General features: G+C 60.2%; 14 protein-coding genes. 13 read left to right on the forward strand and 1 reads right to left on the reverse strand.

What is annotated here, in order from left to right:
• Positions 1-78 precede the first annotated feature (78 nt).
• Positions 79-1,887, reverse strand: a complete 1,809-nt coding sequence (locus NYE40_RS07360; RefSeq protein ID WP_028599995.1) for a sensor histidine kinase — start codon at positions 1,885-1,887, stop codon at positions 79-81.
• A 65-nt stretch (positions 1,888-1,952) separates the two neighbouring features.
• Between NYE40_RS07360 and NYE40_RS07365 the strand changes: the two genes are divergently transcribed.
• The 13 genes from NYE40_RS07365 (at position 1,953) to opp4C (ending at position 18,900) form a co-directional block, all read left to right on the forward strand.
• The gene (locus tag NYE40_RS07365) at positions 1,953-3,386 is read left to right on the forward strand and encodes a response regulator (protein WP_052333475.1); all 1,434 of its coding nucleotides are present in this window, start codon (positions 1,953-1,955) and stop codon (positions 3,384-3,386) included.
• 58 nt (positions 3,387-3,444) lie between these two features.
• Positions 3,445-4,830: an extracellular solute-binding protein gene (locus tag NYE40_RS07370; RefSeq protein WP_339279699.1), complete on the forward strand. Its 1,386-nt coding sequence runs from the start codon at positions 3,445-3,447 to the stop codon at positions 4,828-4,830.
• Positions 4,831-5,047: 217 nt separating this feature from the next.
• Entirely contained in the window at positions 5,048-6,220 is a 1,173-nt protein-coding gene (locus NYE40_RS07375; RefSeq protein ID WP_028599994.1) for a substrate-binding domain-containing protein, read from the forward strand.
• A 68-nt stretch (positions 6,221-6,288) separates the two neighbouring features.
• Positions 6,289-7,788, forward strand: a complete 1,500-nt coding sequence (locus NYE40_RS07380; RefSeq protein WP_028599993.1) for a sugar ABC transporter ATP-binding protein — start codon at positions 6,289-6,291, stop codon at positions 7,786-7,788.
• Positions 7,769-8,752: an ABC transporter permease gene (locus NYE40_RS07385; protein WP_028599992.1), complete on the forward strand. Its 984-nt coding sequence runs from the start codon at positions 7,769-7,771 to the stop codon at positions 8,750-8,752. Before NYE40_RS07380 ends, NYE40_RS07385 begins: the two co-directional genes overlap by 20 nt.
• Entirely contained in the window at positions 8,749-9,918 is a 1,170-nt protein-coding gene (locus tag NYE40_RS07390) for a Gfo/Idh/MocA family oxidoreductase (protein ID WP_028599991.1), read from the forward strand. Before NYE40_RS07385 ends, NYE40_RS07390 begins: the two co-directional genes overlap by 4 nt.
• A 20-nt stretch (positions 9,919-9,938) precedes the next feature.
• Positions 9,939-10,973 (forward strand): zinc-binding dehydrogenase, encoded by a 1,035-nt coding sequence (locus NYE40_RS07395; RefSeq protein WP_240479047.1) that lies wholly within the window; start codon positions 9,939-9,941, stop codon positions 10,971-10,973.
• 50 nt (positions 10,974-11,023) lie between these two features.
• Complete coding sequence (locus NYE40_RS07400; RefSeq protein ID WP_028599989.1) at positions 11,024-11,875, forward strand: sugar phosphate isomerase/epimerase; 852 nt, start codon at positions 11,024-11,026, stop codon at positions 11,873-11,875.
• Positions 11,876-12,169: 294 nt separating this feature from the next.
• Positions 12,170-13,921 carry an alpha-glucosidase gene (locus NYE40_RS07405; protein WP_084137449.1) on the forward strand — a complete coding sequence of 584 codons (1,752 nt, stop codon included), beginning with the start codon at positions 12,170-12,172 and terminating at the stop codon, positions 13,919-13,921.
• A gap of 157 nt (positions 13,922-14,078) precedes the next feature.
• Positions 14,079-14,987, forward strand: a complete 909-nt coding sequence (locus tag NYE40_RS07410) for a winged helix-turn-helix domain-containing protein (protein WP_028599988.1) — start codon at positions 14,079-14,081, stop codon at positions 14,985-14,987.
• A 192-nt stretch (positions 14,988-15,179) separates the two neighbouring features.
• Entirely contained in the window at positions 15,180-16,940 is a 1,761-nt protein-coding gene (locus NYE40_RS07415; protein ID WP_028599987.1) for an ABC transporter substrate-binding protein, read from the forward strand.
• Positions 16,941-17,004: 64 nt separating this feature from the next.
• Positions 17,005-17,958 carry an ABC transporter permease gene (locus tag NYE40_RS07420; RefSeq protein WP_028599986.1) on the forward strand — a complete coding sequence of 318 codons (954 nt, stop codon included), beginning with the start codon at positions 17,005-17,007 and terminating at the stop codon, positions 17,956-17,958.
• Between the two features lie 18 nt (positions 17,959-17,976).
• Positions 17,977-18,900: an oligopeptide ABC transporter permease gene (gene opp4C, locus NYE40_RS07425; protein ID WP_028599985.1), complete on the forward strand. Its 924-nt coding sequence runs from the start codon at positions 17,977-17,979 to the stop codon at positions 18,898-18,900.
• Positions 18,901-18,907 lie beyond the last annotated feature (7 nt).

Consider the following 18,907-nt stretch of genomic DNA (forward strand, 5'->3'; position numbering starts at 1 on the left):
CGAGATCATGAAGCAGAGACAGTCCCGAACGAATCTCCGTTCGGGGCTGCCTCTTTGTCGTTTATCGCGAAGGGATACTTAACGATCCGATCGTCCGGCTGGTATCCGGAACCGGAACCGCGTGCCCGCGCCGGGCTCGCTTTCGACGGCGACCTCCGCTTCGCTGCCATAAACGAGGAACAGCCGGCGGAAGGTGTTGCGCACGCCGGTATGCGACCGGAAATACGGATCCTTTGACTCGCCTTGTTGCGCGATCAGCTGCCGGATCCGGCGAAGCACGTCCGGCGGCATGCCGGTGCCCGTATCCTGGATGTCGATCACGAGGCGATTCTCCTGCAGGGACACCTTCACGATAAGCTTGAATTCGTCCGTCGTCATGTTGGGGCTCCAGCCGTATTTGATCGCGTTCTCGATATACGGTTGAACGCTGAGCTTCATGACCGGCACCTCCATGGCCGCAGGATCGATGTCAAAGCGGGCGTTCAAGTCCCGGCCGTTGCGGTAGTAATGGATCGTCAGGAAATTCCGGATATAATCCAATTCCTCACGGAGCGGCGCCCAGCCGTCATCGTTCCGGACCGTATGCCGCATCATGCGCGAGACCGATTGCACCATCTCGCCGACCGCCTCGCCGTTGTTCCGGGAAGCATAGGAATCGATCGTTTCAAGCGTATTGAACAGGAAATGCGGATTGATCTGAGCCTGCAGCTGCAGCAGCTCGCGCTCCTTTTCCCGCAGGTTGGCCTGGTACACCTCTCGCTCCATCCGCTGCAGCTTCTCCAGCGTCTGGTTGAAGCTGCGGATCAGATAGCCAATCTCGTCATACCGCCTTCCCTGCGGAATCGGCACATACTTGCCGTGTCCCAGATTCAGCATGCCGGCCTTAAGCTTGTCCAGCGGACGAAGAATGACGCTCATGACCGGAAACGCAACGATCAGTGCTGTAAGCAGGCTGAGGACCGCAATCAGCAGCGACAGTTGAACCGTCTGCCGCACCGCTTTATGGATCGTATTCAGGGGCGCGGTCCAGACGACCAGCCACTGGCTGTCGGCAAGCGCGGCGTAGCTGGCCTGGTATTCGGTCTGACCGGAGCGAAAAAGGAACGGCTGCTTCGACCCGGCGTGACCGGCCAGCGCCGTTTGGAAATCGCGCATGACGCCGGAGTCGACTGGCGTCTCCGATACGGTGGCACCGGTTCGGGTGTGCATCAGGATCACCTGGCCCGGGCGGCCGGTCTGCTCGCCCCGGAGCATGCCCTTGACCCGGCTCTCTTGGATTTCCACGACGAAAACGGCTCGCGTTACGCCGGTATCCGTGTCCAGAATGGGCCGGATATAAGAGAACGTCGTATCTTTGCTGTAAAGCACGTATGGCATGGAATGCGGCTCGCTCAACGAATTCCGGTTAATCCGGAACGCCTTCTGATACCACGGGTCTTCGCCGAACGAATAAGCCGGATCGAGCTGCCGTTGATAGGAGTCGAAGTACGCCTTTCCCAAGCGGTCCAAGTAAAGTACGCCGATCACCTCGGGATGAAATTGCAGCGAGCTCCGGACGAGCGGGCGGAACCGCATGAGATCCTCTGCCTGCTCCTTCAGAAAGCTGTCTGGCGTGCCCATGTAATGAACGAAGGCCGGTGTGCTGAAGAGAGGGTCGAAGGACTGATTCAGGCTCTGGAGATAGGCGTTCAACTCTGTCGATACGAAATCCACGTATTGCGATGAGATGGAACCGGAATACGCCGTTCCGGAGCGGAACATGAACGTATTGGAGTTATAAGCGACCAAGGTAATTGGGATGATGGATATCAGGATCAACAACACAAACAGCTTGAATTTCAAACTAAGCCGGTTTACGATACGCATGACAAAGGCGGGCAGGGTCACGTAAGGCTTCCTCCTGGCGTGTGACGTACTCCAGCTCAGGTTGGCCGGAAGGAGCAAGTCCGATTATGAAAATTTGCGTCGTCGACGACGAACAGGAGGTCCGGATGAGCATTCTCCAAAAGCTGAATGCGCTGTTTCCGGACGACGAAATATTTGACGCCGAATTCGGTCATCAGGCGTTGGAGCGAATGGATATGGTGCGTCCCGATCTTGCCTTCCTGGATATTCGCATGCCGGAGATCGGGGGGCTTGACATCCTCAAACGGCTGAAAGCCAGTTACCCGGCCATGCATGTGGTCATTATATCAGGGTACGATGATTTTGAATACGCGAGGCAAGCGCTTCAATATGGAGCATCGGACTATCTGCTGAAGCCTGCGGATCGCGCACAACTCAGAGAAATCGTGGAGAAGATTCGCACCTCCTTGCAAATGTCGTTGCTCCAGGACGTGCGGCAACGAATCGAAGCGGCAAGCATTCCCTTGCTGGCCGGTTTCGGGATTGCGCCGCAGGAAGCGGGAATTTGGTTCGACGAGCGGCTATGGAAGGCGATCTCCTTTGTGGACCCGGGATCGGCAACAAGCCCATCTAACGGTGAAACCGGCCTTGTATTTACCTTCGCGTTGAAAGACGGAACGGAAGGGGCGGTCATCGGCACGACGGTAGAGCCGGCATCCGGCGGCTTCCGGGAAAAGGCGGCTTTCCTCCCTTCCTTGCTTGCCGAGTACCGGAAGCACAGATCCCGCATGTTTTTCCATCCGCGTCCGGCGGCAGCGGATTATGGCGTTCGCTCGGACAGGGAATGGGGGCGTCGGGCCGATGCCTGCCGGCAGCGGATCGTCCTTCACGCGCGCGGCGGCGAGTACGCGCCATTGGAGCTTGCATTCGGCGAATGGATGGATTGCCTCGGCCAGCTGGATTATAACGCTCTGGAGCACCAGTGCGCCTATTTGATGGCGCTTTTGGATGAAGGGCTGACGAAGAAGGACATGTTCATCGTCGACGAGGATTCGCTGCGCTATTGGCAGCAATGGGTGTCGAACCATGTCTCCTGGGAACAGCTTCAGCAACGGTTGCGGCGTATCGTTCTGGGCGGCGTAAAGGCGTTTCAGGACGTGGAGCGGCAGGAGCGCGCCGAGCGGGAGCAGCCAGTGGGGAGCTGGTTCCAGCAGGCTTTGGCGCTCATCGAGAATTCCAACGACATGAATGTCAGTCTGGAGGCGGTTGCGGAGGCGGTTAACGTTCATCCCGTCACGCTGAGCCGGATGTTCAAACAGCAGATGGGGGTTAATTTTGTCCGTTACTTGACGCGCAAACGGCTGATGCAGGCCAAGGACCGTCTGCTGCGAACCTCAAAAAAAATCAATGAAATCGCCGAGGAGACCGGTTACGCGGACCATGCCTACTTCAGAAGCCTGTTCAAACGGGAATTCGGCTATTCGCCTTCCGAATTCCGCAAGCAGCACGGAATCGACGGGGGGCCGGAGGATCATCATTAGGATGCCATGCGGAAGAGGGACAGCCGGGATGAAACGATTGCGAGTCGGATGGAGAACGTTGCTGGCTGCTTCGCTGCTGCTCGCAGGGTGCAGCCAGTCAGCCGGCGGCGGGCTTGAGGAGCAGCTCCCGGCGAAGCGGCCGCTGCGGGTGCTGTATGCAACGGTTGAAGCCGGCTCGGAGGCCGTCATTCCGGCGACCGAGCGCTATCAGGCCATGACCGGCCAAGCGGTTGAAGTCGATACGTTTCCGTACAACAGTCTGCAGGAAAAAGTGTTTTCAGAGTTTGCGCGGAAGAGCGACCAGTATGATCTTATGGCCGTTGATACGCCTTGGATGCCGCGTATCCTTTCTCATCTTGAACCGCTGTCCGCCTACATCCGGAGCGCGGATCCGCCGATTCGCGTCGACGATTTTATCGCCAAGGTATTTCTGGATACGTCTGTCTTCGATCCGATTCAGTCGCGCCAGCAGCCGCCTGCCATGGATGTCGTCGACGTGGACCGCGTTCAAAACGCCGGCTTCGATATTTGGAGCCTGCCCATTCAGTCCAATGTGCTGACCGTCAGCTATCGGAAGGATCTGTTCCTTGATCCGTCCAACCGCGCCGCATTCCGGGAGCGGTACGGCCGCGAGCTCGAAGTGCCGCAGACGCTGGACGAGTACCTCGACCTCGCTCGGTTCTTTACGCGCGACACGGACGGGGACGGAGCGATCGACCTGTACGGCACGACGCTGATGGCGGGCATGAGCGAAGCCAATTTCGTCGATTTCAAATCGTTCCTCAATGTGTACGGCGGGGAGCTGTTCGACCGGAATTTAAGCCCGGTCTTCAACTCGCCGGCTGGGGTCAAGGCGCTGGAGACTTACGGAGATTGGATTTTCAAGAACAAGGTGACGCCTCCGGGCGTAACGGGGTACACCTGGGACGAGGTGGAGATTGCCTTCGGTTACGGGCAGACGGCGATGGGGATGAATTATCACGACATGAAGCTGAATCCTAAGGTGCACGGTCAGGTAGGCTCGTTCATGTTTCCCGGCGTGGAACAAAACGGCACGATCGTCCGGGGGCCCCACTTCGGTTCGTGGGGACTGGCCGTCAACAGGTACTCCCGGCAGAAGCAGGCGGCCTTCGATCTCGCCGCTTACCTGACGGGGGCCGAGGCCCAGAAGGGCTATCTGAAATACCGTCACCATGTGACGCGCATGTCGGCCTATGAGGAGGCGCGGCATCTGCCGGATGCGTCTCATCGGGAATATTACGACGTCCTGGGGGCGTCGCTGCGCGTCGGCGTGGGCCGGCCGCGCATCAAGAACTATAATCAGCTGTCCGAAGCCGTGCAGACCGCGGTACAGAGCTACCTGTCCGGCAGGCAATCGGCCAAGGCGGCGCTGGACCATGCGGCGGACACCGCCTCGCAATGGATGATCATGGAAGGCTATTGAATGGAGTGCCGGGTTGCGCCGGGTTCGCGAATCGTTTGCGAACCCGGTTTTTTTGTCGCTAAGAAAGGTTCTTTTCCAGAATTGTCCGGCTAAAAATTTCCCCCCGTGGGGTTAAAATCGTCGGCTACAGCCGTTCCCTCGCTCCCGATATACTCAGGTTACGAATCGTTCGCGAGTGTCCGATTCGACATACTGGCGAAAGAGCGGGGGAAGCAAAATGAAGAGAAAGTCTTGGACAACCGTTATCGCGGTTCTGCTCGTCAGCGGGCTGGCGCTGGCCGGCTGCGGCTCGGCAAAAACAAATACGTCGGCGGAGGAGGTCGCTTCCAAAAACTACAGCGAGGAAGCATCCGGACCGCTTACGATCAATCCGAACATCCCGGACCTGCCGGTTCAGGACATCGGTCCGAACGGGGAGAAGGCGGTGTCCGCCAAGGAACTGAAGCTCGCCGAGGACGATCTCAAGAAGATTAAGGATGGCCATTACACGGCCGCCATCGTCATGCATTACTCCGGCACCGATTACATGAATGCAGCCGTCGGCGCCATGAAGAACACCTTTGAGCGGATGGGCATCAAGGTAGTGGCGCTAACGGACGCCCAGTTCAAAGCAGAGAAGCAGGTGAACGACATCGAGACGGTGCTGGCGAAGAAGCCCGACGTCATGATTTCGGTTCCGGTCGATGCAGTGTCGATGGCCAGCTCCTACAAGAAAGCCGTTGAGCAGGGCGTCAAGCTCGTGTTTATGGACGGCGCGGCGCAGGGCATGGAGCCCGGAAAAGATTACATCAGCATCGTATCGGGCGACAACTACGGCAACGGAGCGCTCGCTGCGGACATCATGGCCGAGAAGCTCGGCGGCAAGGGGAAGGTGGGAGTAGTCTTCCATGACGTTAACTTCTTTGTCACGAAGAACCGCTCGGACGCCTTTGAGAAGCGAATGAAGGAAAAATACCCGAACATCGAAATCGTTGCTCGGGGCGGCATTACGGATCCGAACAAGGGCGAGGAGGTCGCTTCGGCGATGCTGACGCGCCATCCTGACATTCAGGGCATCTTTGCCCCATGGGACGTGCCGGCCGAAGGCGTTATGGCGGCCGCCCGGACGGCCGGGCGGAACGATCTGATCGTAACGACGGTCGACCTCGGCACGAACGTGGCGATTTCGATTGCGTCCGACGGCATCGTCCGCGGTCTCGGCGCCCAGCTGCCTTACGACCAGGGCGTGGCGCAGGCGATTCTGGCGGGCTACGCGCTGCTGGGTAAACAGGCTCCCGCCTACGTCGCGTCCCCGGCAATCAAGGTGACGAAAGAGAGTGTGCTCGACAGCTGGAAGCTGATTTACGGTCAGGACGCCCCGGACAGCGTGAAGAACGCGCTGAAGCAATAAGGAGCAGCATCAGGCGGAAGGCCGCTCCTTGGCGTCCTTTCGCCATCCCATAAAGAAGGTGAATGCGAATGGATCAACCCGTGCTGGAGATGACGAGCATTTCCAAGGCGTTTAACGGCATTACGGTTCTTGACGATGTCAGCTTCTCGGTGAACAAAGGCGAGGTTCATGCGCTGATGGGCGGCAACGGGGCGGGCAAATCGACCCTTATGAAAATTCTCACCGGCGTGTATTCCGCAGACAAAGGCGAAATCCGGATCGAAGGCAAGCCCGTTGCGATTCACAGTTATGAAGACGCGAGGGCGAACAATATCTCGATGATCTTCCAGGAGTTCAGTCTGATTCCGACGCTCACCGTTGCACAAAACATCTTTCTGACGCGCGAGACGAAGACGGCGATGAGGCTGCTGGATGACAGGGACAACAAAATCCGGACGGCGAAGCTTTTGAACGACCTGGGCGTTGACATCAAGCCGGACGATGTCGTGCAGAGCCTCGGCGTCGGCTATTGGCAGATGACCGAAATCGCGAAAGCGTTGTCGCAGGAAGCGCAAGTGCTCATTATGGACGAGCCGACCTCGTCGCTGACAAAGACGGAGACGGAAGTGCTGTTCTCGTTCATCGAAAAGCTGAAGGCTAAAGGTTATGCCATTATTTATATTTCGCACCGGATGGACGAAATTTTCAAAATTTGCGACCGGATCACGATTCTAAGGGACGGCCGTAAAATCACGACGGAAGTGATCAAGGAGACAAACCTTGAGACGGTGATCCAGCATATTGTCGGAAAGTCTTTCAATAAGGCGTTCGAATGGGTGGAGCGCGACTATGCGAAGGAAGCGGCGCCAGTGTTGGAGCTTGTCGGCGTCTCCTCAGGCGAACGCGTCCGCGACGTGAGCCTGAGCATCCGACCCGGCGAAATTGTCGGCATTGCCGGCCTAATGGGAAGCGGGCGGACGGAGCTGCTTCGCACCATTTTTGGTATTGATCCGATGGACGGCGGCGAAATCCGCATCGGCGGCAAACGGCGCGTGATTCGCAGCGCGACCGATGCCATTGACGCGGGCATTGCGCTCATCCCGGAGGATCGGCGCGTGCAAGGTCTGGTGCTGCAGCACAGCGTGCGGGACAACATGATCCTGCCGGTCATCCGCAAGATGAAGAAGGGTCTCTGGCTTGACGACCGCAAAGCGAACGACGTCAGCAAGCGAATGGTCGAACGGCTGAAGATCAAGACGGACAGCATTTTCAAAACGAGCAACCTGCTGTCGGGGGGCAACCAGCAAAAGATCGTTCTCGCCAAATGGCTGGCGAACGATCCGGAAGTTCTTCTGCTCGACGAGCCGACAATCGGTGTCGACATCGGCGCCAAAACCGAAATCATCGACATCGTCCGCGAAATGGCGGAGAGCGGTAAAGCAGTACTGGTCGTTTCCTCCGAATTGCCAGAGCTGCTGGCGCTCAGCGACCGGGTGCTGATCATGCACGAAGGCCGGCTTATCAAGGAATTGCAGCGGCAGGACATCCACACAGAGGAGGAGCTTCAGTATGCCATCCAAGGGTATTAATCCGGCAACACCGGCTCCGTTTGCGGGGCTCAAGGGCTTTGACTGGCGCAACTATATCGTCTATATCGCATTCATCGGCGTGCTCATCTACTTCTCCGTTACCTTGTATTCGGACGGCTTTCTGACGACGGGCAATCTGCTCAATATCGTGCGGCAGACGGCGACCATCTCGCTGATGGGTCTGGCGATGACATTCGTGATCAGCACGGGCGAGATCGACCTCTCTGTCGGCTCCATCGCCGCCTTGTCTTCGCTGACGGGCGCCCTGGCGGTGTCGCATGGCTTCGGCGTCATCGGCGGTCTCGTCGCCGGACTCGGAACCGGCGTTCTTGTCGGGCTCGTCAACGGCATGCTGGTGACGAAGGCGGCTATCCCTTCCTTCCTCGTGACGCTAGGTACGATGGGGGCGGTCAAGGGGGTTGCCATGTGGGTCACGGACACGGCGCCGGTGCCGATCGTGAGCGACACGTTCAACTTTATTTTCGGTGCGGGCGATATCGGCCCGATTCCGGTTCTGCTCATCTGGACGCTCGTGTTCACGATCATCGCACACGTGATTTTGCGCAAAACGTCGTTCGGCCGACAGACGCTGGCCACGGGCGGCAATGAGACCGCCGCCCGCTTCTCCGGCGTCAAGACGATGCGGATCAAGCTGCTCGTCTTCCTTGGCACCGGTTTGATGGCCGGTCTGGCAGGGCTTCTCTATGCGGGCCGGATGAACGCCGGCCGATTCTCCTTCGGCGAAGGCGACGAGCTCTCGGTCATCGCCGCGGTCATTCTCGGCGGCACGAGCCTGTTCGGCGGCGTCGGCACGATCATTGGAACGGTCGTCGGCGCTATCATGATCGGAACGATCAACAATGGCTTGATCATCATGGGCCTCGACGTTTCCCAGCAGATGATGATCAAGGGCCTGATCATCATCCTTGCCGTGATGTTCGGCAAAAAGGCGATCAAAAAATGACGGCCCCCAAAATTCGGGCGGGCGTCATCGGAACCGGTTTTATCGGCCCGGCGCATATTGAGGCCATGCGTCGGCTCGAATTCGTCGAAGTGGTTGCTGTGGCCCAGGAGGGGCAGCAGAAGGCGCGCGAGAAAGCGGCGCAGCTCGGCGTGCCGCTTGCCTATGGCGATTACCGGGCGCTGCTGGCCGATCCGGACATCGACGTCGTGCATAACTGCACGCCGAACCACCTTCATTTTGAGATCAACAAAGCGATTATCGCTTCGGGCAAGCATGTGCTGTCCGAGAAGCCGCTGGCGATGACAAGCCGCGAGTCTGCAGAGCTGCTGCGCCTGGCGCGCGAACGCGGCGTCGTGCACGGCGTCAATTTCAACTACCGGCAATATCCAATGATGAAGCAGCTGGCCGAGATGGTAAAGCAAGGCGAGCTTGGCCCGATTCATCTCGTGCACGGCAGCTATTTGCAGGACTGGCTGTTGTTCGATACCGACTACAATTGGCGGCTCGACCAAGCAGTCGGCGGACGGTCGCGGGCAGTCGCAGACATCGGCTCGCACTGGTGCGATACGGTGCAGTATGTGACGGGCAAGCGGATTACGGCCGTCTTTGCGGATTTATGGACGGTCCACCCGTTCCGGAAAAAGCCGATCGCGAGCGGTGCAACGTTCGGCCTGCAGACGGACGGCGGCGAGACCGCCTATGAAGAGATGCCTGTCAGCACCGAGGATTGCGCGACGGTGCTTGTCCGGTTCGAGGATGGGGGCAGGGGCTCCTTTACGGTTTCCCAAGTCAGCGCGGGCCGCAAAAATGCGCTGAGCTTCGAGCTGAACGGAAACCGGAAGTCGGCGTACTGGAAGCAAGAGGAGCCGGCCAGCCTTTGGATCGGTCACCGGGACAAATCGAACGAGGTGCTGATGGCGGATCCGTCGCTGTTCCTGGAGGAAGCCCGGACATCGATCCACCACCCCGGCGGGCATACGGAAGGCTGGCCGGATTCGTTGAAGAACATGATGCTTCAATATTATGCCTTCATCCGCGACGGCAAGGATCCGCGCATGGATCGGCCGAACTTCGCTACCTTTGAGGACGGGCACTTGTCCATGTGCATTACCGAAGCCATCCTTCAGAGCCACGAAGAGGAACGCTGGATACGCGTAAAAACTTAACCCCCAAGGAGGGAATCATCATGATGAAGGCGGTTGTTTTTCCGGGAGACAAGAAGGTCGAAATCAGGGAAGTGCCGATTCCGTCGCCGGGCGGCGGTGAAGTGCTGATCAAGATGAAGGCGTCTGCGATCTGCCGCAGCGATATGAGCCTGTACTACGGCAGCGATGCGGTGGTCGGAGGCGAAGCGACGAAGTCGGGATGCATCCATCCCGGCCATGAACCGGCGGGCGAAATCGTGCAGGTAGGCGAAGGAGTAACCCGCTTCAAGGAAGGCGACCGCGTGGCGGTGTATCTCGCCGTCGGCTGCGGCGAATGCGCGCACTGCAAGAGCGGCTACCGGATGTTCTGTCCGGAATGGAAATGCATCGGCTTCGACCAGCACGGCGGCGACGCGGACTACATGGTCGTGCCGGTCGAGAACTGCATGCGTATCCCTGACGGCATGAGTTACCTGGTGGCAGCGGTATCTACCGATGCGGTCGGTACGCTGTATCACGCGCAGAAGCGGCTGGCCATCAGCGGCCGCGACACGCTGGTCATCTTCGGCATGGGCCCGATGGGCGGCGCCGGCGTCATGGTTGCGAAGGGGCTCGGTGCGACCGTCATCGCCGTCGACATGCTGGACGAACGGCTGGAGGTCGCGAAGGAACTGGGCGCCGATTATGTCATTAACGGCAAGGAAGATGTGCTGGCGCGAGTGATGGAGATGACGGGCGGCCGCGGCGCCGATGCCGCGATCGACTGCTCCGGCAGCCCGCACGCGGAAAACGCGGCCTTGAACGTCCTGCGGCCGCACGGCCGCGCCGCTTTCATCGGTGAATGCCGCGAACTGACGATCCATCCCAGCAATCAGCTGATCCGCAAGCAAGTCACCGTGATGGGCTCCTGGTATTTTCCCATCTTTGAATATGACGAGATTACGCGTTTCATCATGGAGAAAGGCCTTCCGGTGGAGAAACTCGTTTCCCACACGTTCCCGATCGGGGAAGCCGAGACGGCGTTCCGTCTGTTCGACGAGCGGAAGACGGAGAAAGCGGTCTTTGTCTGGGACTGAAGCGGGCGACCTGAACAGCAAGACGATCTTTCCGAGAGGACGTGTTTTGAATGAAAGGACTTTCGTTTAACAGCTGGGTGTACAGCAGCTTCCCCGTGTGGGTTCCTTCGTATCCGCTGGAGGAGACGATCCGGCGCATTGCCGGCTTCGGCTATGACGCGATTGAGATCGGCTGCGCCAGTCCCCATGCCTGGCCCGCACATCTGACCGCCGAGCGCCGCCGCGACATCCTCGCCTTGCTGCGCAAGGAGAAGCTCGCCGTCTCGTCGATGCTTCCGGCGCCGGGCGGCGGACCGGGCAACAACCCGAGCTCGCCGGTAGCGGAAGAGCGCGCCTGGGTCGTGGAGCATTACAAGGACATTTTGCGGCTGGCCCACGACTGGGAGTGCCCGACCGTCATCTATGTGGCCGGCTGGGTCGTATTCGGCACGTCGCAGACGGAGGCCTGGAGCTACAGTCTTGAAGCGCTCGACAAAATTGCGCCGTATGCGAAGGAGCTGGGCATTACGCTCGCGATCGAGCCGACGCCGACGGACAGCAACCTGATCGAATCCGCCGACGACGCGATCCTTCTGGCCGAGCAGTCCGGCCACGACAACGTGAAGCTGATGTTTGATACGATCCATGCCCTGTACCGTAATGAGGTGCCGAGCGATTATGTGTACCGGATGGGCGACAAGCTGCACCATGTCCATATCTCGGACAGCGACCGTCTGCCGCCCGGACACGGCCGGGGCGATTTTGAAGCGGTGCTGCAAGCACTGAAGGACATCAATTACGGCGGTTATCTCGCCGCCGAGATCGGCTTCCACAGCCGCCAATCCGAGCCGGATTGGTACGCCAGGGAGAATATCCGCTCTCTGAAGGCCATCATGGACAAAATCGACTGGAAAATGGGATAGCCACAAGCGGTCTCTAAAACGGCCGTTGAACCTTTGCACACGAATATGCCAGGCCCTTTGCGGGCTTGGCTTTTTTCTGCAGGCGGGTAATCCGCAAGCCGGACTTCATGCGTCGCTCCAGGCGCCGTTAAAACTCGCGGTCTAAATACCCAGGAACCGGTTCATACTGGGAGCAGGAAGGAAAAAGATAGACTCAAAAAACAGAAGCCAGACGTTACGGAATATGCTATCATGAGTTATGCAAACGTTTGAACAACTTGAACGAAAACAACGATCAAAAGGGTGATGGATAAAATGACGCATAACATCCGCTGGTGGAAGGAAGCGGTCGCCTACCAGATCTATCCGCGGTCCTTCATGGACAGCAACGGCGACGGAATCGGCGACATCCCCGGCATCATCTCGAAGCTCGACTATCTCAAGGGGCTCGGCGTCGGGCTGATCTGGATCTGTCCGATCTACAAGTCGCCCAACGACGACAACGGCTACGACATCTCGGACTACCAGGACATCATGGAAGAGTTCGGCACGATGGCGGACTTCGACCGGCTGCTGGAGGAGACGCATGCCCGCGGCATGAAGCTCATCCTCGATCTCGTCATCAACCATACGTCCGACGAGCATCCGTGGTTCATCGAGTCGCGCAGCTCCCGCGACAGCGACAAGCGGGACTACTACATCTGGCGCGATCCGCATGCCGAGACGGGAGCCGAGCCGAACAACTGGGAGAGCATTTTCGGCGGCCCGGCGTGGGAGTTCGACGACAAGACCGGCCAGTACTTCATGCACATCTTCTCGCGCCGCCAGCCCGACCTCAACTGGGAAAACGACGCCGTGCGCCGCGACCTGTACGATATGGTCAACTGGTGGCTGGACAAGGGCATCGACGGCTTCCGCGTCGACGCGATCTCGCATATCAAGAAAGTCGAAGGCTTCCCGGACCTGCCGAACCCGCAAGGGCTGCCGTACGTGCCGAGCTTCGACGGGCATATGAACCGCGAGGGCATCCACCGCTTCCTCGCCGAGCTGAAGGAAGAGACGCTCGCCAAGCATCCCGAGGCGGTGACCGTCGGCGAAGCCAACGGCGTGACCGCCGACGATGCGGAGGCATGGGTCGACGAGCGCAAGGGCGCCTTCAACATGATTTTCCAGTTCGAGCATCTCGGCCTCTGGAACCGCAGCCCGGAGGGCGGCCTCGACCTCGCCTCGCTCAAGGAGACGCTGACGCGCTGGCAGAAAGGGCTGGAGGGCAGCGGCTGGAACGCGCTGTTCCTCGAGAACCACGACCAGGCGCGCTCCGTATCCACCTGGGGCGACGACGGCGTCTACTGGAAGCAGTCGGCCAAAACGCTGGCGACGATGTACTTCCTCATGCAGGGCACGCCGTTCATCTACCAGGGGCAGGAGATCGGCATGACGAACGTGCAGTTCCCGTCGATCGAGGACTACAACGACGTCGCGATCAAGAACCTGTACCGCTACGAGACGATGAACGGCAAGAGCCATGAGGACGTCATGCGCGTCATCTGGAAGACCGGCCGCGACAACTCGCGCACGCCGATGCAGTGGAGCGCGGACGACCAAGCCGGCTTCACGACGGGCGAGCCTTGGCTCAAGCTGAATCCGAACTACACGCATATCAACGTGCAGCAGGCGATCGACGACCCGGACTCGATTTACCATCACTACAAGCGGCTCATCCGCCTGCGGACGGAGCATGAGGCGCTCGTCTACGGCACGTACGATCTCGTCCTGGACGACCATCCGCAGATCTACGCCTACACGCGGACGCTGGACGGCGAAAAGCTGCTCGTGCTTTGCAACCTGAGCTCGTCGGATGCCCATGCGGAGCTGGCCGGCGAGCTGGAGGGCCGCCGCACGGAGCTGCTGCTCGCGAGCGAGCTGGCCGACGCCGAGGCGCCGATCGCGCAGCTGTCGCTGAAGCCGTACGAGTCGCGCGTCTACCGGCTCGCGCCTGTCGCCGGCTCGGACAGCCCTGCGCCGTCCGCAGAGGACGGCAGCTCGGAAGCGGTCGGCACGATCTGACTTAGAGCCTAAGCACCATCAACGTCCGCGGACCCGCGGACGTTTTTTGGCTTGGGCCGCGGCGCGAGGAGGACCGGAGCCTTGCCGAACCGTCGTCGGGTCGTGTAGAATTACGCCCAAAGACTCTAACGGCTAGAGGGCAGAAGGGCGTGCAGCTATGACTTATGACATAACGATCACATTCAAGCCGCTTCACGAGGCGATGAGCAGCCTACATGCCTACATCTGCCGCCAGTCCCACAAAAAGCTCGATCTCCCGGCGGCGTGGGCGGCAGAGGTCAAGGCAAGGCTGGAGCCGCAGTTCGCGGAGCTGCTGGACGAGCTGGCGATCAACGCCGACTGGAAGCTGACGTTCCTGCTCGTGCATCTCAGCCCGGCGGAGGATGCCTCAGGCTTCGCGGCTTGGCTGCGCGGGCAAGGGGCGGGAGAGCTGTACGAGCGGCTCGCGCCGTACTGCAGCCAGTTTCCCAAGGATATGGCGGCGTTCCGCGACTTGACCGCCTCCGTCTTCGAGCGCTGGGAGGAGCAGTACTTCCGCAGCGTCGACCGGGAGGCGATCGTCCGGCTGGGAGCGGTCTGCCGCGAGCGCAGGACGGCGCTGGCGGATGCCGACGATCTGGACAAGTATGTGGACGAGACGACGAACGGCCTCCGCTTCGAGCCGATCGACGGACTGCGCGAGCTCGTCCTCATTCCGCAGATGCATTTCCAGCCGATCAACGTCATCTTCCATTTCCGGCGCATGACGATCTGTTATTATGCCGCCCGGATCGATCTGAGAGAGGACGAGTTCCTCTCCGCCCATGACTTCCGGATCATCCGCAGTCTCGGCGAGCGGAGCCGGCTCAAGATTCTCCGCTTCCTGCACGGCGGTCCGCGCAGCTTCATCGAGATCGTCCGCCACCTGCAGCTGTCCAAGGGAATCACCCACGACCATATCGGCAAGCTTCGCAGCGCAGGCTTGATCCATGCCCATTTCGAAGGCGAGACGCTGACCGTCTACAGCTTGCGGAAGGGCGCTCTGGAACGGATGCAGGCTGCATTGAAAGCGTATATCGAAGGCTGACAAGTCCTTCCCCCGACTCGACGATCGTTCGTCGTTCGGAGGAAGGGCTTTTTTATTTCATTCTCTAACCACAGAATTTTTTAACAGTTCTCTATTTACAGAACCGATAGAGGCTCCTATAATGGGGATATTCATTCAAAAAACATACTTAATCAATCGGAATTAAATCATTCGATTGAGCGGGAGGAAGCCATGAAAAACAGGGTAGGGTTCGCTTCAACCATTTTGCTGTCCAGCGTGCTGTTCTTGTCCGCCTGCTCCAACGGAGCCGCGGAGAACGACGGAGCATCAGCCTCTCCGGCTCCGACGGCCAGCGCGCCGGCGGCAAACGCAGGCGCGGCGGACAGCGCAGGCGCTGCGGCTGCGCAAGCGGAAGGCGCCATTGTGGCGTCCGACCTGTCCAAGCTGCCGGAAGCGGCCAAAAAGCGGACGGATACGATCATCGTCGGACTCGTCGATCCGAGCGGCGCGTTCACGCCCTATTTCCAGCAAAGCGGCTATGACGGCAACGTCTCCTCGCTGCTCTACACCTCGCTCGTGCTCGTGGACGACAAGGGCGAGCCCACGCCGGGCCTCGCGGAAAAATGGGAAGCCAGCCCGGACGGCCTGACCTACACGTTCCATCTGCGGCCTGACTTGAGGTTCAGCGACGGCTCGCCGCTGACAGCCGACGACGTCGCCTTCACCTGGACGATCCTGAACGACAAGTCCTACGACGGCGACTCGCAGATTCCCGCGCTCGGCATCAAGGGGGCGGCAGCCTACAAGGACGGGACGGCGGCTGCCGTATCCGGCATCGAGGTGAAGGATCCGCAGACGATCTCGGTCACGCTCGACAAGCCGAACGCGGCCGCGCTCGTGCTGCTCGGCGGCGACGTCCTTTCCAAGGCCTACTACGGCAAGGACTACAAGCAAGGCGATCTCGGGTACATGAAGCAGCTGAGCTCGAGCCCGCTCGGCAACGGTCCGTACAAGCTGGAGAAATTCATCCCCGGCCAGGAAGTGCGCTTCACGGCCAACGAGCACTACTTCGGCGAGAAGCCCAAGACGCCGCACTTCATCTATAAGACGTCCGAGGGCGACACCTGGCAGTACCTCGAGACGGGCGAGGTCGACTACGCCTCGTTCAGCGCCACGCAGGAGAACATCGACAAGCTGTCGGCGCTCGGCTTCGTCAACATCGTGCCGTATACGCCGAGCACCTACGGCTACCTGCAGGTGAACCTCGAGCGCCCGGCGCTGCAGGACAAGAAGGTCCGCCAGGCGCTGACCTACGGCCTGGACCGGCAGAGCATCTACGTCGACGCGCAGCAGGGAGCCGGCGTAGTGGCCAACATTCCTTCTCCGCTCACCTCCTGGGCCTACACGGAGGAAGGCATCAACGCCTACCCGTACGATCTCGAAAAAGCGAAGGCGCTGCTGGACGAGGCCGGCTGGGCCGAAGGCTCGGACGGCATCCGCGAGAAGGACGGCCAGAAGCTGAAGATCCACTACCTCGGTTCCAAAAGCAAGAACACCGACATCTTCATCGCCGTAGCGCAAGAGAACTACACCGCGCTCGGCATCCAGTTCGAGCCGGAAATCTTCGCCGACTTCAACTCGCTCGTCTCGAAGGTCGAAGGCGGAGACTACGACCTCGTCTCCTTCTCCACGCCGATGCTGACCGATCCTGCCGACGGCCTCGCGCAGTTCGTCGACGGCGAGATCAAGGGCTTCGACAACGCCGCCTTCAAGGAGCTGTACGACAAAGGTCTGGCGACGACCGACATCGAGCAGCGAAAAGCGGTGTACAAGGAGATCTTCCAGCTGCTGAACGACGAGCTGCCCGTCATCTTCACCAGTTATCGCAAAAGCGTCTATGCCTACAACGGCCGCATCGAGAACCTGGAGATCAGTCCGTTCTACGGCCTGGCTGTGAGCCTGCCGAACTGGTCGCTCAAGGACGTCCAATAAGCCTGGATCTCTCCCCTGTCCGACTGGCGCGGACAGGGGAAATCCCTTTTCGGAAGGAGAAGCCATGAGCACTTATCTGATCCGGCGGCTGAGCTACATGCTGCTCATCCTGCTGGCCGCCTCGTTCCTGATCTTCGCCCTCTACGCGCTGACGCCCGGCGACTTCATCAGCGGCAACATCAAGCTGACGCCGGAGCGCAAGGCGGAGCTGCGGATGATCTACGGGCTCGACCAGCCGCTGCTCGACCGCTATCTGACCTGGATGGGCAACGCGCTCCGCGGCGACTTCGGCATCTCGCTGGCGCAGCAGAAGCCGGTGCTGACGCTGTTCCAGGACTACATCTGGAATTCGTTCCTGCTGGCGGCGGTGTCGACGTTCTTCACCTGGCTGCTCGCCGTCGTCATCGGCGTGCTTGCCGCCTACCGCCAGTACTCCTGGTTCGACTCGCTCGTCATGGTGCTCATCTTCGCGGCGATGAGCATCCCGTCGTTTTTCATCGGCCTGTTCCTCATCAAGATCTTCGCCGTCGACCTGCACTGGCTGCCGCCCGGCGGCATGACGACGACCGGCAGCAACGCGGAAGGCTGGGCGTACGTGCTGGAGGTCGCGGACCATATGGCGCTGCCGGCCGCGGTCATGACGCTGCTCGGGCTCGGCTCGCTGACCCGCTACTTCCGCAGCAACATGATCGACGTCATCAAGCAGGACTATATCCGCACGGCAAGAGCCAAAGGGCTGCCGGAGAGGAAGGTGCTGTTCACCCATGCCCTGCGCAACGCGCTGCTGCCGGCGATCACGCTGGTCGGCTTCGAGCTGCCGGCGCTGTTCGGCGGCTCGCTCATCATCGAGAGCATCTTCAACTGGCCCGGCATCGGCCAGCTGTACATGAAGTCGTTCGGCCTGCGGGACTATCCGCTGCTGATGGGCTTCACGATGTTCATCGCCGTGCTCACCGTAGTCGGCACGCTGCTGTCCGACCTGCTCTATCGCATCGCGGATCCCCGCGTCAACCTGTAACCGAAGGAAGGTTCTTCTATGTCAGTGGCTAACGGAAGGCTCGCCGTCCAGCCCGGCGCAGGCCGGTCGAAGCGGTCCTCGATCTGGGGCGACGCGGCGCGGCGGCTGATCCGCAACAAGCTGGCTGTGTCCGGCTTCCTCGTCGTCGCGCTCATGTTCGCGGCCTGCTTCCTCGGGCCGCTGTTCTCGCCCTATGCGGACAACAAGATCAACATGGCGCAAATGAACCGCCCGCCGAGCGCGTCGCACTGGCTCGGCACGGACGCGCTCGGGCGGGACGTGCTGACGCGCGTGCTGCAGGCGGGGCGCATTTCGCTCACGGTCGGCCTCGCCTCGATGGGGCTGTCGGTCGCGCTCGGCGCGCTGCTCGGCATCGTCGCGGGCTACTATCGCGGCATCGTCGACCAGCTCATCATGCGGCTGGCCGATCTGCTGCTCACCATTCCGAGCCTGCCGCTGCTGTTCATCGCCGGCGCGCTCCTCTCGGAGTGGAAGGTTCCGCCCGACTCGCGCATGTACATCGTCATGATCATGCTCGCCGTCGTCGGCTGGCCGGGGCTGGCGCGCATGGTGCGCGGCCAGATCCTCAGCCTGCGGGAGCGGGAATTCATGCAGGCGACGACCGTGCTCGGCCTGCGCGGCCGCCGCAGGCTGCTGGGGCATCTGCTGCCCAATCTCGTGCCGCTGCTGATCGTCATCGCCACGCTCAACATCGGCGGGGCGATCCTCAGCGAGTCGGTGCTGAGCTTTTTCGGCCTTGGCGTGACGCCGCCGACGCCGACCTGGGGCAACATGATCGACGCGGCCAACAACATGATCGACTTCGAGAAGCGGCCGTGGCTGTGGATTCCGCCGGGCTTCTCGATTTTCGCGACCGTCATCGCGATCAATCTTTTCGGCGACGCGCTGCGCGACGTGCTCGATCCGAAGCAGAGAAGGTAGGTGGAGT

The sequence above is a fragment of the Paenibacillus sp. FSL W8-1187 genome, from assembly GCF_037965485.1.
Lineage (GTDB): Bacteria > Bacillota > Bacilli > Paenibacillales > Paenibacillaceae > Paenibacillus_O > Paenibacillus_O pasadenensis.